The 12,935-nt window shown below is 58.3% G+C and carries 15 protein-coding genes and 2 pseudogenes; 10 read left to right on the top strand and 7 right to left on the bottom strand.

Annotated elements, in window-relative coordinates:
- Window position 1: 1 nt before the first annotated feature.
- The 4 genes from GGD50_RS21150 to GGD50_RS21135 all read right to left on the bottom strand — a co-directional run bounded on the left by GGD50_RS21150 (window position 2) and on the right by GGD50_RS21135 (window position 4,231).
- Window positions 2–823 carry an ABC transporter permease gene (locus GGD50_RS21150; RefSeq protein ID WP_107107301.1) on the bottom strand — a complete coding sequence of 274 codons (822 nt, stop codon included), beginning with the start codon at window positions 821–823 and terminating at the stop codon, window positions 2–4.
- Between the two features lies 1 nt (window position 824).
- Window positions 825–1,742, bottom strand: a complete 918-nt coding sequence (locus GGD50_RS21145) for an ABC transporter permease (RefSeq protein ID WP_107107302.1) — start codon at window positions 1,740–1,742, stop codon at window positions 825–827.
- A 72-nt stretch (window positions 1,743–1,814) separates the two neighbouring features.
- The gene (locus tag GGD50_RS21140) at window positions 1,815–3,113 is read right to left on the bottom strand and encodes an ABC transporter substrate-binding protein (protein WP_107107303.1); all 1,299 of its coding nucleotides are present in this window, start codon (window positions 3,111–3,113) and stop codon (window positions 1,815–1,817) included.
- A 29-nt stretch (window positions 3,114–3,142) separates the two neighbouring features.
- On the bottom strand, window positions 3,143–4,231 hold the full coding sequence (locus GGD50_RS21135) for an ABC transporter ATP-binding protein (RefSeq protein WP_107107304.1): 1,089 nt from the start codon (window positions 4,229–4,231) through the stop codon (window positions 3,143–3,145).
- Between the two features lie 267 nt (window positions 4,232–4,498).
- Here GGD50_RS21135 and GGD50_RS21130 point away from each other — a divergent pair, with 267 nt between their 5' ends.
- Together GGD50_RS21130 and GGD50_RS21125 are read left to right on the top strand one after the other, a co-directional pair.
- On the top strand, window positions 4,499–5,212 hold the full coding sequence (locus GGD50_RS21130; protein ID WP_107107305.1) for a GntR family transcriptional regulator: 714 nt from the start codon (window positions 4,499–4,501) through the stop codon (window positions 5,210–5,212).
- 1 nt (window position 5,213) lies between these two features.
- Window positions 5,214–5,447: pseudogene (locus GGD50_RS21125) on the top strand (type II toxin-antitoxin system VapC family toxin); the annotation flags it as partial.
- Window positions 5,448–5,590: 143 nt separating this feature from the next.
- Here GGD50_RS21125 and GGD50_RS21120 read toward each other — a convergent pair.
- The 3 genes from GGD50_RS21120 to GGD50_RS21110 all read right to left on the bottom strand — a co-directional run bounded on the left by GGD50_RS21120 (window position 5,591) and on the right by GGD50_RS21110 (window position 6,890).
- Window positions 5,591–5,902, bottom strand: coding sequence for a type II toxin-antitoxin system RelE/ParE family toxin (locus GGD50_RS21120; RefSeq protein ID WP_107107306.1), 312 nt, complete (start codon window positions 5,900–5,902; stop codon window positions 5,591–5,593).
- Complete coding sequence (locus GGD50_RS21115; protein WP_107107307.1) at window positions 5,899–6,150, bottom strand: antitoxin; 252 nt, start codon at window positions 6,148–6,150, stop codon at window positions 5,899–5,901. The genes GGD50_RS21120 and GGD50_RS21115 overlap by 4 nt, the downstream gene beginning before the upstream one ends.
- 365 nt (window positions 6,151–6,515) lie before the next feature.
- Window positions 6,516–6,890 carry a nuclear transport factor 2 family protein gene (locus GGD50_RS21110; RefSeq protein ID WP_107107308.1) on the bottom strand — a complete coding sequence of 125 codons (375 nt, stop codon included), beginning with the start codon at window positions 6,888–6,890 and terminating at the stop codon, window positions 6,516–6,518.
- Window positions 6,891–7,304: 414 nt separating this feature from the next.
- On the opposite strand from GGD50_RS21110, the pseudogene GGD50_RS21105 reads away from it, so the two are divergent.
- The 8 genes and pseudogenes from GGD50_RS21105 to GGD50_RS21070 form a co-directional block, all read left to right on the top strand.
- Window positions 7,305–7,460 (top strand): annotated as a pseudogene (locus tag GGD50_RS21105) (DUF2189 domain-containing protein); the annotation flags it as partial.
- A 102-nt stretch (window positions 7,461–7,562) separates the two neighbouring features.
- Window positions 7,563–7,949, top strand: a complete 387-nt coding sequence (locus GGD50_RS21100) for a c-type cytochrome (RefSeq protein ID WP_107107309.1) — start codon at window positions 7,563–7,565, stop codon at window positions 7,947–7,949.
- A 230-nt stretch (window positions 7,950–8,179) separates the two neighbouring features.
- Entirely contained in the window at window positions 8,180–8,995 is an 816-nt protein-coding gene (locus GGD50_RS21095; RefSeq protein ID WP_107107310.1) for a cytochrome c oxidase subunit II, read from the top strand.
- Between the two features lie 56 nt (window positions 8,996–9,051).
- Entirely contained in the window at window positions 9,052–10,830 is a 1,779-nt protein-coding gene (locus GGD50_RS21090) for a cbb3-type cytochrome c oxidase subunit I (protein ID WP_107107311.1), read from the top strand.
- Entirely contained in the window at window positions 10,827–11,531 is a 705-nt protein-coding gene (locus tag GGD50_RS21085) for a cytochrome c oxidase subunit 3 (protein WP_107107312.1), read from the top strand. The genes GGD50_RS21090 and GGD50_RS21085 overlap by 4 nt, the downstream gene beginning before the upstream one ends.
- A 12-nt stretch (window positions 11,532–11,543) precedes the next feature.
- The gene (locus GGD50_RS21080) at window positions 11,544–12,266 is read left to right on the top strand and encodes a heme-copper oxidase subunit III family protein (protein WP_107107313.1); all 723 of its coding nucleotides are present in this window, start codon (window positions 11,544–11,546) and stop codon (window positions 12,264–12,266) included.
- Between the two features lie 10 nt (window positions 12,267–12,276).
- On the top strand, window positions 12,277–12,609 hold the full coding sequence (locus tag GGD50_RS21075; protein ID WP_107107314.1) for a cytochrome C oxidase subunit IV family protein: 333 nt from the start codon (window positions 12,277–12,279) through the stop codon (window positions 12,607–12,609).
- A 147-nt stretch (window positions 12,610–12,756) separates the two neighbouring features.
- Window positions 12,757–12,930 carry a hypothetical protein gene (locus GGD50_RS21070; protein ID WP_181316012.1) on the top strand — a complete coding sequence of 58 codons (174 nt, stop codon included), beginning with the start codon at window positions 12,757–12,759 and terminating at the stop codon, window positions 12,928–12,930.
- Window positions 12,931–12,935: the final 5 nt, after the last annotated feature.

Genomic DNA, 12,935 nt, shown 5'->3' with positions numbered 1-12,935 from the left:
GTCAGCTTTTCTTGGCCTGCCGGCGGCCGAGCATGGTCATGATGCCGAGCGCCACGAGAATGATGGTGAAGGAAAAGAGAGTGGTCACCGTTCCCAACGCATAAAGCACAGGCGTGGTGACGTTGGTGGTCATGCCGTAGATTTCGAGCGGCAAGGTGTTGTAGGTGCCCGATGTCATCAACGTGCGCGCAAACTCGTCATAGGACAGCGTGAAGCCGAATAGGCCGACGCCGATCAGGCTCGGTGCGATCATCGGCAGCACGACATGGCGGAAGGTCTGCCACGAAGTTGCCCCGAGATCGCGCGCGGCCTCCTCGTAAGCCGGCGAAAAACGGTTGAAAACGGCAAACATGATCAGCACGCCGAAAGGCAGCGTCCAGGTCAGATGCGCGCCGAAGGCCGAGGAATACCAGGCCGGCGCAAGACCGCCCTGCTGGAAGACGACGCCGATGCCGAGAGAGATGATGATAGACGGAACCACCAGACTGGCGACCGTCGCGTAGAACAGCAACGATGCTCCGCGGAAGCGGCGGCGAAAGGCCAGGCCGGCCAGCAACGACACGACGACCGTGACGACCATCACCATCAACCCCAGCATGAACGATCGGCGGAACGAGGCGCCGAAATCGCCGACCGCCTGCTTCTCAAACAGGTTTGCGAACCAATGCAGCGAGACGCCGTTCAACGGAAAGGTCAGGCCGCCATCCGGTCCCTGGAAGGAAAGGATGAGGATCGCCGAAAGCGGACCGTAGAGAAACAGCACGAAGACAATGAAAAAGATGGCAAGGACGTAGAATTCCAGGCTGCGTTTTTCGCGGTTCATCTCAAAGCTCCTTGCGGATATCGACGATCCGCAGGATGGCGGAAACCATCAGCAGGACGAGGATCAGCAGCACCACCGCATTGGCCGCCGCCGCCGGATATTGCAGCAGCGACATCTGGTTTTTCATCATCAGCGCGATGGAGGCGCTCTGGCCGCCGGACATGACCTGCACGGTCGAAAAATCCGCCATGACCAGCGTGACGACGAAGATCGTGCCGATCGCCATGCCGGGCTTGGCAAGCGGGATCACCACGTTCCAAAGGACCTGCCAGCCGCTGGCGCCGGCATCGCGGGCGGCTTCGAACAGCGAGCGGTCGATGCGCATCAGCGTGTTGAAGATCGGCGTCACCATGAACAGCGTATAGAGATGCACCATGGCGAGCACGACGGCAAAATCGGAATAGAGCAGCCATTCGATCGGCTTCGGGATGAGCCCCATCTGGATCAGGGTGGAATTGACGAGCCCGTTGCGCCCGAGCACCGGGATCCAGGAGATCATGCGGATGATGTTCGACGTCATGAACGGCACGGTGCAGACGAGGAAGAGGATCATCTGCGTCGACGTGCGGCGGATATGGAAGGCGAGGAAATAGGCGACCCAGAAGCCAATCACCAGCGTCAATGCCCAGACGATGGCGGTAAATTTCAGCGTGTTGAGATAGGTCTTCCAGGTGACCCACGAACCCAGCGTGTCGGTGTAATTCGTGGTTAGGAAGGCGGGATAGAGACCGGCGAAATCATAATCCCAAAAACTGACGACGCCGATCATTGCAATCGGCAGCAGAAAGAAGAAGCCCAGGATCAGAAACAGCGGCGCCGCCTGCAGATAGGAGACGAACCGCAGCGGCACGCCAAAACCACGTCCGCCACCCGCTTTTTGCGCTGCCTGGTCCGTCTCTGAGGAAGCGATCGTCGCCATGTTCCGGTTTCTCCGTTTGCGGCTTCCTCCCCCCGCTTACGGGGAGAGGATTTGATTTGAGGGCGATGCTGCTTAGGCGGCGATGAACTCGTTCCAGCGGCGAACCATGTAGCGGTCTTCGTCCATCACCGAGTTCCAGCAGGCGACCGCGCCCATGCGGGCTTCGAACGAGCCGCCATCGCGAACGGCGCCGGCCTTCTCCATGACCTTGCCTTCCGGAGACAGGATATCGCCCTGCGCCGGCTTGCCCTCGATCCAGTAGCCCCATTCGTCGGCCGACATGAATTGCTTGGCCGTTTCCATGCAGGCGGAATAGTAGCCCTGGCGGTTGAGATAGCCGCCGACCCAGCCGGACGTGTACCAGTTGATATAGTCATAGGCAGCGTCGAGCTGCGCGCCCTTCAAATGCGAGGCGAGGCCAAGGCCGCCACCCCAGGCGCGATAACCTTCTTTGAGCGGCTGGAAGGTGCAGGCAATGCCCTTGGAACGAACGGCAGCAACGGCCGGCGACCACATGGACTGGATGACGACTTCGCCGGACGCCATCAGGTTGACGCTTTCGTCGAAGGACTTCCAGAAGGCGCGGAACTGGCCGTCACCCTTGGTCTTGATCAGGAAGTCGATCGTCTTGTCGATCTCGGCCTTCGTCATGTTGCCCTTGTCGGCATATTTGATCTTGCCGGCAGCTTCCATGATCATCGCGGCATCCATGATACCGATCGACGGGATATTGAGGATCGCGGTCTTGCCCTTGAAGGCCGGATCGAGAATGTCGGCCCAGCTCGTGATCGGGCGGCCGGTCAAGTCCGGACGGATACCCAACGTGTCGGCGTTGTAGATGGTCGGAACCATCGTCATCCACTGCGTCGGCTCCTTGGCGAATTTCTTGGAGCCCTGCGCTTCGACGAAGCCGACCGTGTGCGGCGCCGTGCCCTGGGCGATGACGCTGTCCGACTTCAGCTTGCCGTTGATGAACAGCGGCACGATCTTGTCGAAATATTTGAGCTTCTTGACGTCCATCGGCTGCATGACGCCGGTCGGGAAGACCTTCTTGGCGATCCAGTATTCGATGTCGGCAATGTCATAGCTGTCCGGCTGGGTAACCGCGCGCTGGGCGGCGGCATCGGAATCGGTCGCCGTCATCTCCAGCGTAATGCCGAGATCGGCCTTGCACTTCTCAGCGATCGCATTGATGTTCGAAACGCCGGTGCCGAACTGGCGAAGCGTGATGTTGGATTGCGCCCAGATGGTCGGAAAGCCGGTGATGAGGCCGGAGCCGGCGATCGCGCCGGCGGCGGCAGCGCCGGTCTTCAATAGCGAGCGGCGGGAGATTCCCTTTACCGCCTTGGTCGTCTTCGTTTCAGTCGTCATGTCAGTTCCCCTTGTGTGATGCTTGAAATTCATGCGGAAGCCCGGCCAAGGAGGATTGCGTCCTCCAGGGCCCAGCTCAGAGACACCGCATCGCCGACCGATACGGGTTTGGCGAAATAATCGCCGTCGCTCGCGATGACCGTGAAGTCGTCGCTGCCCGCGCCGATGACGGTGATCTTCACCGACGCGCCGCGATATTCGATGTTGGAGACGATGCCATTGAAGCCGACGGCCTTTTCGGAGGCCTCCTGCAGGCTCACGCGGTCAGTGCGAATGCCGATATCGACAGCCTCGCCCACCTCCCTGCCGGTTCCGCGCACGGAAAATGTCTGCCCCTCGGGAGCTGTCATCGTCAGAACGCCATCTTCACTGGACGTAACCCGCCCGGAGAGGACGTTGTGGTCCCCCATGAAGCGAGCGACGAAGGCCGTCGCCGGACGCTCAAAGACCTGACGCGGCGCGGCGGCCTGCTCGATCCTGCCATCGTTCATGATGACGATGATATCGGCGAGCGCCATGGCCTCTTCCTGGCTGTGCGTCACATGCACGAAGGTGATCCCGAGCGTCTTCTGCAGCTTCTTCAGCTCTGCACGCATGCGGATCTTCAGGAACGGATCGAGCGCCGACAGCGGCTCGTCGAGCAGCAGGGCCTCGGGGTCTGTAATCAGCGCGCGGGCAAGCGCCACACGTTGCTGCTGCCCGCCGGAAAGCTGCGCCGGACGCCGCGTGGCATAGGCCTCCATCTGCATCAGCTTCAGCATCTCAAGCGCCTTGGCCCGGCGCTCGTCCCTGTCCACGCCCTTCATCTTCAGGCTGAAGGCGACGTTGTCGATGAGGTCGAGATGGGGAAAGAGCGCGTAGGATTGGAACATCATCGCCGTGCCGCGCTTGGCAGGCGGAAAATCGGTGACGACGATGTTTCCGAGGCGGATATCGCCCGACGAAATGCTTTCATGACCGGCGATCATGCGAAGGGTCGATGTCTTGCCGCAGCCGGACGGCCCTAGAAAGCAGCAATAGGAGCCGGCCGGAATCTTCAGGCTGATCGCATGCACGGCGGTCGTCGTGCCATAGACCTTCGAAACGGATGCTATATCGATCTCTGCCGCTTTCGACATCGTGTCTTCCTCTGTTTGAGAAAGACAATGCATCTGCCGTGCCAATTCTGGTGCAGCGCACCAACTCTTTGTGAATCATGATTTTTTGCGGCAAACTCAGAAAATTGCCTCGGGAGAGGTAAACACTCGTCTGCACACGAAATAGGCTTTTGTCTGCAATATCGGCATAAAATCGTATACAATTTAACCGCCATTTTGCGGCAAATTCCATTTAACTTTTGTAAGGAATACGGATACCATCACGCCGATTATCAGGTATCCGATTTCATGACCTCCACAGTCGACGCGCTTCAAACAACCTCCGATTCCACTGAAACCGGTGCGCAGCAGATCCGCGACGCCATTCGCGAAGCGATCGTCGAGCGCAGGCTTTCGCCAGGCACGAAACTTTCGGAAAGCGATGTCGGCAATCTCTTCAACGTCAGCCGGACGCTGGCGCGCGCCGCCTTGCAGGCCCTCTCCTATGAAGGACTTGTCAGCGTCGAGAAGAACCGTGGCGCTTTCGTAGCCTATCCTTCTCCAGACGAAGCCCGGCACATCTTCGCTGCCCGCCGTCTGGTGGAGCCCGGCATTCTCTGCGAAGCGGCAAGAAGGATCACGCCCTCAGAGGTTCAACACCTGAAGCAGCTTCTGCTTGAGGAAGGCCGGCTCATGAACGAGCGCGGCCAGTCCGCGCGCCGCGCCGAAATCAAGGCGTCGGGCGATTTTCATCTTATGCTCGCCTCGATCTCCGGCAATTTGATCATGCAGCGCTTCATGGAAGAGCTCGTCGCCCGCTCGTCGCTCGTGATCGCGCTCTACGGCCAGTCGAGCGCGTCGAGCTGCGGCCATGCGGAACATGGCGACATCATCGCTGCCATCGAGCGCAACGATATCGAGACGGCGTGCCATCTCATGCTCCACCATATTTCGCACATCGAAGCGGATCTCGATCTGCGAGAGCGCAAGAGCTTCGGCCTGAAGGAAGCCTTCGAGCCTTAGACTAGCTTTCCTGGCGGCCCAGCGCCAAGCGTTCGTCGCAACGCACGACGAAGTGATGACAATGATTGATCGCCATGGCATTTTCAGTATGGGCATCGGCTATACAGATGCCCATTTGCTCGCCTCGATACTGCTTGATCGGCGAGCGGCGTTATGGACCAGGGACAAGCGCCTGCAGGCGGCGGCCGAAAAGGCAGGCGCTTCACTGCATACACCGGGCAATGCACGCAACTAAACACCTAAATGGTGCTGCCGAGGCTTCCGGATTTTTCCGATCTCTCGCTCTTGAGGGATCAGAACAGGCGATCCCCCTTTGAACCACTCGACAACAACGATTTATTGGCCTTTCGCTCGGGCCATCTCGCCTTCGTCCAAAAATCATTCGTTCAGACGAGCAGCCAAACGCTTCATGAGATCCATGCGTTCATGAAGAATTGCCACGATAAGGGCAGGCGCCTCCTCTCGAAGCAGACAAAAGACGTAGTGATGTTCGCATCGCGCCATTCGTAACGCCGGATAAAGCGCGCTCATATCCTTGAAAGGAGCTTTGCCCACGGCAAGGTTTGCGATACCTCGCTCCAACGCCGAGACGTAGCGGCGTACGTGGGCGGCACTCCATTGAGCTCGTGTGTAGCGGATTACCGAACGTAGATCAGATTCCGCCTCTGCGGTAAGAATGTAGGCCGTCAAGCACGACCCTCGGCAATCTCCTCGTCGAGGATCTCGCTTACGGTTTTGGTCGACAGTTTTCCGGCGAGCCCTTCATTGATGCGCGTGTTCATTAACGTCTTCAGCTCCTCCCAGGCTCGTTCTCCATCTGTGTCTCCGGGAAAGAGGCGCTCGAGTGCATACTGCTTGATTGTCTTGCCCTGCAAAGCCGCCAGCGCCTTTAAGCTTTGATGTTGCTGGTCCGTTATGTCGATCGTCAATCGGCTCATCTCACGTGTTCCTGAACTATGGAGACCCACATTAGCACATATGTGGGTATGTGGCTACGGCCGCGATGCTCTGATGTCATTTGGACGGATATGCTATTTCGAAGAAGATGCCGATCCGCCTATCCAGCCCTTGACGGGAGCAGAACCGAACCCGGTCACTCGACGTGTGCATTGCAGTTGATGAGAATCGAACTGCGGACGGCGATCTGCAACTTGCCGGCTCTGAAAAGTTACGCGAGAGCTAGGCGTGAAACGCCCAGATAGTCGCGCAGCGTCGAACTTTCGTACTTGGTGCGGAAGAGAACCCTTTTCCTGTAGCTGGGGACAAGATCAACTCCGTGCCCCCCAATCAACACGATTGCCCATTATCGATCGACCAGGTGCGCGCGCGACTGCGCCGGATCAAAAGGATTCGCGAAGTATTGGGTCTCTTTCGCCACAAGACCATCCGTGAGTTCCATGATGCTTACGGCGTGGGAAGGCATGCCATCGTAGGTGAGGACGAATTCCGTAACCCAGAGTTCGCCGCTGCCAACGATGCGGCGGACGCTGAAGCGCTTCTTGTTTGGTTGAGCGAACCGGCTTTCCTGAATCTTTCGACGACCGTGGATCCGCTCGCCGGACTGAGGATATTCGAGGAGAGCGTTGTCCTGATAAATTTCATGTTCCAGTTCGAAATCCCCGGCGTCCGAAGCGGCCCAATGCTGTTCGAGTGCCATTCTGAATTTTTGATCTTCCATATCGGATTTCCCATCTGACGATGCATGACTCTCTCAGGGCGTGGTGTTTTTCCAGCCATTGCGCGGCGGCAGCTCAGTAGAATGAACTGTGGGCCGCACCTGAAGCAGGCCTCGGCCTCCCTCTGAAACCTCAAAATTCGCGACAAGGGTAGCGGCATCCTGAATGAACGCCTGCGACGAGTTCGCTACGGCGCCTTATGGGCTGCTTGAGATCATATGTCCCCGCTTGATCGTTACCACAAGAAATGACGAACATCTAATTTAAGGAATAGGCGACAAAGGCAAAGAGATTTGATAAAACTAGACTACCGGTTGCGGTTTGACGTGTCGGTAGAAATTTGCCGGGCATCTTCGCACTGTTAGCCGGATCGTGGTGGTGGAGGAGAGCTGCTGTGGCGGCGTTTCATGTCATGGCCGGCCGCGCTTTTGGGATTGATCGTCGCGGCGCTGCTCGTCGTCGGCACGATCCCGATCTTTGCCAGCTTTGTCGTCATGCCCATCCTCGGGCATCCGACCTGGCATTTATATCGAAAATTGATTGCCTCCGCCTATCCGAACCGCACGCTTTGAATTCACAAGAAAATTTTCCGTGGGATCATCCTCCAAGCCGTTGCGAACTGTCAGATGGCAGTCGCCTTGGTTGGGATAGCGATGAAGAGAATGAGGATTGCCATGTCTTACCGTTTTCTTCCGATCTGTCTGCTTTTCGCCTTTGCTCTACCGCTTGATGCCCTCGCGCAGGAGGGTGACGCCACGGCCGGCGCCACCGTCTTCAAGAAATGCGCCATCTGTCATATCGCCGAAACCGATCAGAACAAAGTCGGCCCTTCGCTGAACGGCTTGTTCGGCAGGACGGCCGGAACACATCCAAATTTCGCCTATTCGCCCGCCATGCAGCAGGCGGGCAAGGATGGCCTGGTATGGAACGAGACGTCGCTGCGCGACTATTTGCATGCGCCCCAGGCAAAGGTGAAGGGCACGAAGATGACCTTCACCGGGATAAAGGATGACACCGAGATTACCAATCTGATCGCCTATCTGAAGCAATATTCCAAATAGCGAGATGCCTGATGCGGATGAGCTGTTTTCTATGTCGCCGTCGGATCGGCGGGAGCTCGGCTCAATGATGGACGCCGCCGATCCGGCCCGCGGCGTTGATATGCCCCGTGTGGTTCGCCGGATGAACAGCTGCCGTTGCTGCAATTGCCCGTGTGATTTGTTCATGAGATAATACTAAAACGTTTCGCGATGGGATTGTGGAAACGCTCGGCCGGGTCAGGGAGGAGACGATGGCTGTCGTATTGGTTCTCGTTCTACTGGTAGTGGGATCGATCACGTTCCACCTGCTGAGCCCTTGGTGGTGGACGCCGATCGCTTCCAATTGGAGCTATATCGACAACACGATTATCATCACGTTCTGGATCACCGGCGTCGTCTTCACCGTCGTCGTGCTGTTCGTTGCCTATTGCGTCTTCCGTTTCAGGCACCGCGCCGGAAACCAGGCGGCATACCAGCCCGAAAACAAGCGGTTGGAATGGTGGCTTGCCGCCGGAACCGCGATCGGCGTCGCGGCAATGCTCGCGCCGGGCCTCTTCGTGTGGAAACAATTCGTCACGGTCCCCGCCGATGCCAGCGAGGTCGAAGTCGTCAGTCAGCAATGGCAATGGAGCTTCCGGCTGCCGGGGGCGGACGGGCGGCTTGGGCGGGCGAATACGCGCGACGTCACTCCGGACAACCCGCTCGGTCTGGACAAGAATGATCCTGCGGGCCTGGATGACGTTATCGTCGAGGGTGGCGAACTGCATATACCGGCCGGCAAGTCGGTGAAGGTGCTGCTGCGCTCGATCGACGTGCTGCACGATTTCTACGTGCCGGAGTTCCGGGCCAAGATGGATATGATCCCCGGCACGGTCACCTATTATTGGTTCACGCCGACGCGGACGGGAACCTTCGAGGTTCTCTGCGCGGAGCTATGCGGCGTCGGTCATCCACAAATGCGCGGCACGGTCGTCGTCGATACCGACACCGCCTATCAAGCCTGGCTGCAGCAGCAGCCGACTTTCGCGAAATCGCTGGCGTCTGCGGAGAAGTCGGCGGCCAAGTAAGTGCGACCGGTACCTGAAGAGGAAGGCCGCATCGGAAGGAACAGGGAGGATGGAATATGGTCGATATTGGATCGGGCACCGAGCAGGTCATCCAGCCCGCTGAAGTCGAGGATGTGGAGCTTTATCATCCGAAAAGCTGGTGGACGAGATATGTCTTCAGCCAGGATGCCAAGATCATCGCCATTCAGTATTCTCTAACCGCCATCTCCATCGGCATGGTGGCGCTGGTGCTGTCCTGGCTCATGCGCCTGCAGCTCGGCTTTCCCGGCTACTTCTCCTTTATCGATGCGGACCACTATTACCAGTTCATCACCATGCACGGCATGATCATGGTGATCTACCTGCTGACGGCGCTGTTCCTCGGCGGGTTCGGCAACTATCTGATCCCCCTGATGCTCGGCGCGCGCGATATGGTGTTTCCCTATGCGAATATGCTGAGCTACTGGCTCTACCTGCTTGCCGTCATCGTGCTGGTCGTCGGCTTTTTCGCGCCCGGCGGACCGACGGGCGCCGGCTGGACGCTCTATCCGCCGCAGGCTCTTCTATCGGGCACGCCGGGAGGGCGTGACTGGGGCATCATCCTGATGCTGTCATCGCTGATCCTGTTCATCATCGGCTTTACCATGGGCGGGCTGAACTATGTCGTCACGGTGCTGCAGGGACGCACCCGCGGCATGACCCTGATGCGGATGCCCCTGACGGTATGGGGGATTTTCACCGCAACCGTCATGGCGCTGCTCGCCTTCCCGGCCCTCTTCGTCGCCGCCGTCATGATGCTGTTCGACCGCTTGCTCGGCACGAGCTTCTTCATGCCTGCCATCGTCGAGATGGGCCAGCAGTTGCAGCAAGGGGGCGGCAGCCCCATCCTGTTCCAGCATCTCTTCTGGTTCTTCGGTCACCCCGAAGTCTATATCGTTGCACTTCCAGCCTTCGGCATCGTCTCGGATCTGATCAGCACGCATGCGCGCAAGAACATCTTCGGCTATCGGATGATGGTTTGGGCGATCGTCATCATCGCAGCGCTGAGCTTCGTCGTATGGGCGCATCACATGTATGTCAGCGGCATGAACCCGAACTTCGGGTTCTTTTTTGCGACCACGACTTTGATCATCGCCATTCCGACGGCAATCAAGGTCTATAACTGGGTACTGACGCTCTGGCGCGGCGATATCCATCTGACAATGCCGATGCTGTTTGCTCTGGCCTTCATCGTCACCTTCATCAATGGCGGGCTGACCGGCCTCTTTCTCGGCAATGTCGTCGTCGACGTGCCGCTGTCAGACACCATGTTCGTCGTCGCCCATTTCCACATGGTGATGGGGGTCGCGCCGATCCTGGTGATCTTCGGCGCAATCCACCATTGGTATCCGAAAGTCACCGGGCGCATGCTGAACGTGACGATGGGCCATATCCACTTCTGGATCACCTTCCTCGGCGCCTATGCGATCTTCTTCCCGATGCACTATCTCGGTCTGATGGGGGTGCCGCGCCGCTATTACGAGCTCGGCGAAACGGCCTTCATTCCGCCGTCAGCGCATACGCTGAACATGTTCATCACCGTCGCCGCGCTGATCGTCGGCGCTGCACAGATTCTCTTCCTGTTCAATCTCGCCTGGAGCCTACGCTGGGGCCGGCAGGCGGGCGGCAATCCCTGGCGGGCAACGACATTGGAATGGCAGACGCCGCAAACGCCGCCTGCGCATGGAAATTGGGGCAAGGAGCTGCCGATCGTCTATCGCTGGCCCTATGATTACAGTGTGCCCGGCGCGGATCAGGACTTCATTCCGCAGAACCAGCCGGCGCCAAGCCGATTGCCCGAAAGGGCGTCGTCATGAGCGCCATTCTCATCTTCATGGCGGGGATTGCCTGCATCATCGCCTGGTGGATGGCGCGGCAGAGGCTGACCTCGAAGCCCTGGTTGGAAACGGGCTTGGTGGACGATGCGCCGGAGATGCGGGGATCGTCGGAGACAACGGCAAAAGTCGGTCTCGGCATCTTTCTCGCCGTCGTCGGCGCCTTATTCGCGCTCCTCATCAGCGCCTACTTGACACGCCTCAGCGGCTCCGATTGGTGGAGCATTCCCATCCCTCGGATGCTTTGGGTGAATACGGCCGCCCTTGCCGCCAGTAGCGTCGCCCTGCAATGGGCGAAAACCGAAGCCCGTCTTGACCGCAGCGAGATGCTGAACACGGCTCTTGCGGTGGCTTTGGTGCTCGCCGTTCTTTTCCTTGTCGGGCAGGTTTTGGCGTGGCGGCAATTGGTTGCGGCGGGCTATGTGCTCGCCGACAATCCATCGAACAGCTTCTTCTACATGATTACCGGGCTGCACGGCCTGCACATTCTTGGCGGGCTTTTCGTGCTCGGGCGCACGACAATCCGTGCCCAAGGCAACGTCGGGCAGGCGAGAGTGCGCCTGAGCGTCGATCTCTGCGCCATCTACTGGCATTTCATGCTCGTTGTCTGGCTGGTCCTTTTTGCGCTTTTTGCCGGCTGGGCCAATAGTTTCGCCGATCTCTGCCGTCAATTGGTCACCTGAGGAGCTTCGACGATGACCGAATCCATAGAAAGACCGGTACACGATCCACTTCTGCGGCCGACGGGACTGCGCGGCGTCGCGGCCGATCTGTCATCGGACCAGCGGGCGTTCAAGAACGTCTCCTGGGGCAAGGCGATGATGTGGATATTCCTCCTCAGCGACACCTTCATTTTCGGGTGTTTTCTGCTGGCCTATATGACGGCGCGCATGTCGACGAACGTTCCCTGGCCCAATCCCAGCGAGGTTTTCGCCCTAAGGATCGGCGGCCAGGAAATCCCGCTGATCCTGATCGCTATCATGACCTTCGTCCTCATCAGCAGCAGCGGCACGATGGCCATGGCCGTCAACTTCGGATACCGCCGCGATCGGCGCAAGACGGCTGTGCTGATGCTGGCGACAGCGGCTCTCGGCGCGACATTCGTCGGAATGCAGGCATTCGAATGGACCAAACTGATCACGGAAGGGGTTCGCCCCTGGGGAAATCCCTGGGGTGCGGCACAGTTTGGCTCCTCCTTTTTCATGATTACCGGCTTTCACGGCACCCACGTCTCGATCGGCGTCATTTTTCTCCTCATCATCGCACGCAAGGTATGGCGCGGAGATTTCGATCACGGAAGACGAGGATTTTTCACCAGCCGCAAGGGCCATTATGAAATCGTCGAGATCATGGGGCTTTATTGGCACTTCGTCGATCTCGTCTGGGTATTCATCTTTGCATTCTTCTATCTGTGGTGAGGATGGCATCATGGCACAGACGCAGGCACATTCAGGACAGCAGCATCCGATAAGACTGTACATGGTGGTCTGGGGGCTGCTCTTCGTCCTCAGCACCTTCTCCTATCTCGTCGACTATCTCGGCATACAGGGCTATCTCAGATGGTTTCTGATCCTGCTGTTCATGATCCTCAAGGCGGGGCTGATCGTTGCCGTTTTCATGCACATGGCCTGGGAACGGTTAGCGTTGATCTACGCTATTCTGGTTCCGCCAGTCCTGGTGCTTGTCTTCGTCGCCCTTATGGTGTCGGAATCGCATTATACGGCGCTTACCCGGCTGGCCTTTTTCGGCGCCGACCAATAGGGGGACGACGCGGCCATGGTGCCGACACCAGCCGACTTTCGCGGCGGCTCGCTCACCTTAGCGTGAAGGTTCGATCTCAAAAATCTGGGGAACCCATCCTGTCCGCACCAGTTGTTCAAGTGTACGACTTGAACAACGGAGACAAAAATGAGCAAAAGCGACGTTCATAAGCTCCAGAAGCGAGCCGAACGCCAAGTGAAAAACACCAGCGCCGGCGGTCATCTTGGCGGAACCTATTTCGGTCAACAGCCTGACGGCAAAACAATCTCGTCATCCAGCAATGACAGCGCCAAAGCGCGCAAGAACGATGGAAGCAACTAGCTCCA

This window comes from Martinezella paranaensis (assembly GCF_014200235.1).
In the GTDB taxonomy this organism is placed as follows: domain Bacteria; phylum Pseudomonadota; class Alphaproteobacteria; order Rhizobiales; family Rhizobiaceae; genus Rhizobium; species Rhizobium paranaense.
This window is presented reverse-complemented; position numbering and strand designations above follow the sequence as displayed.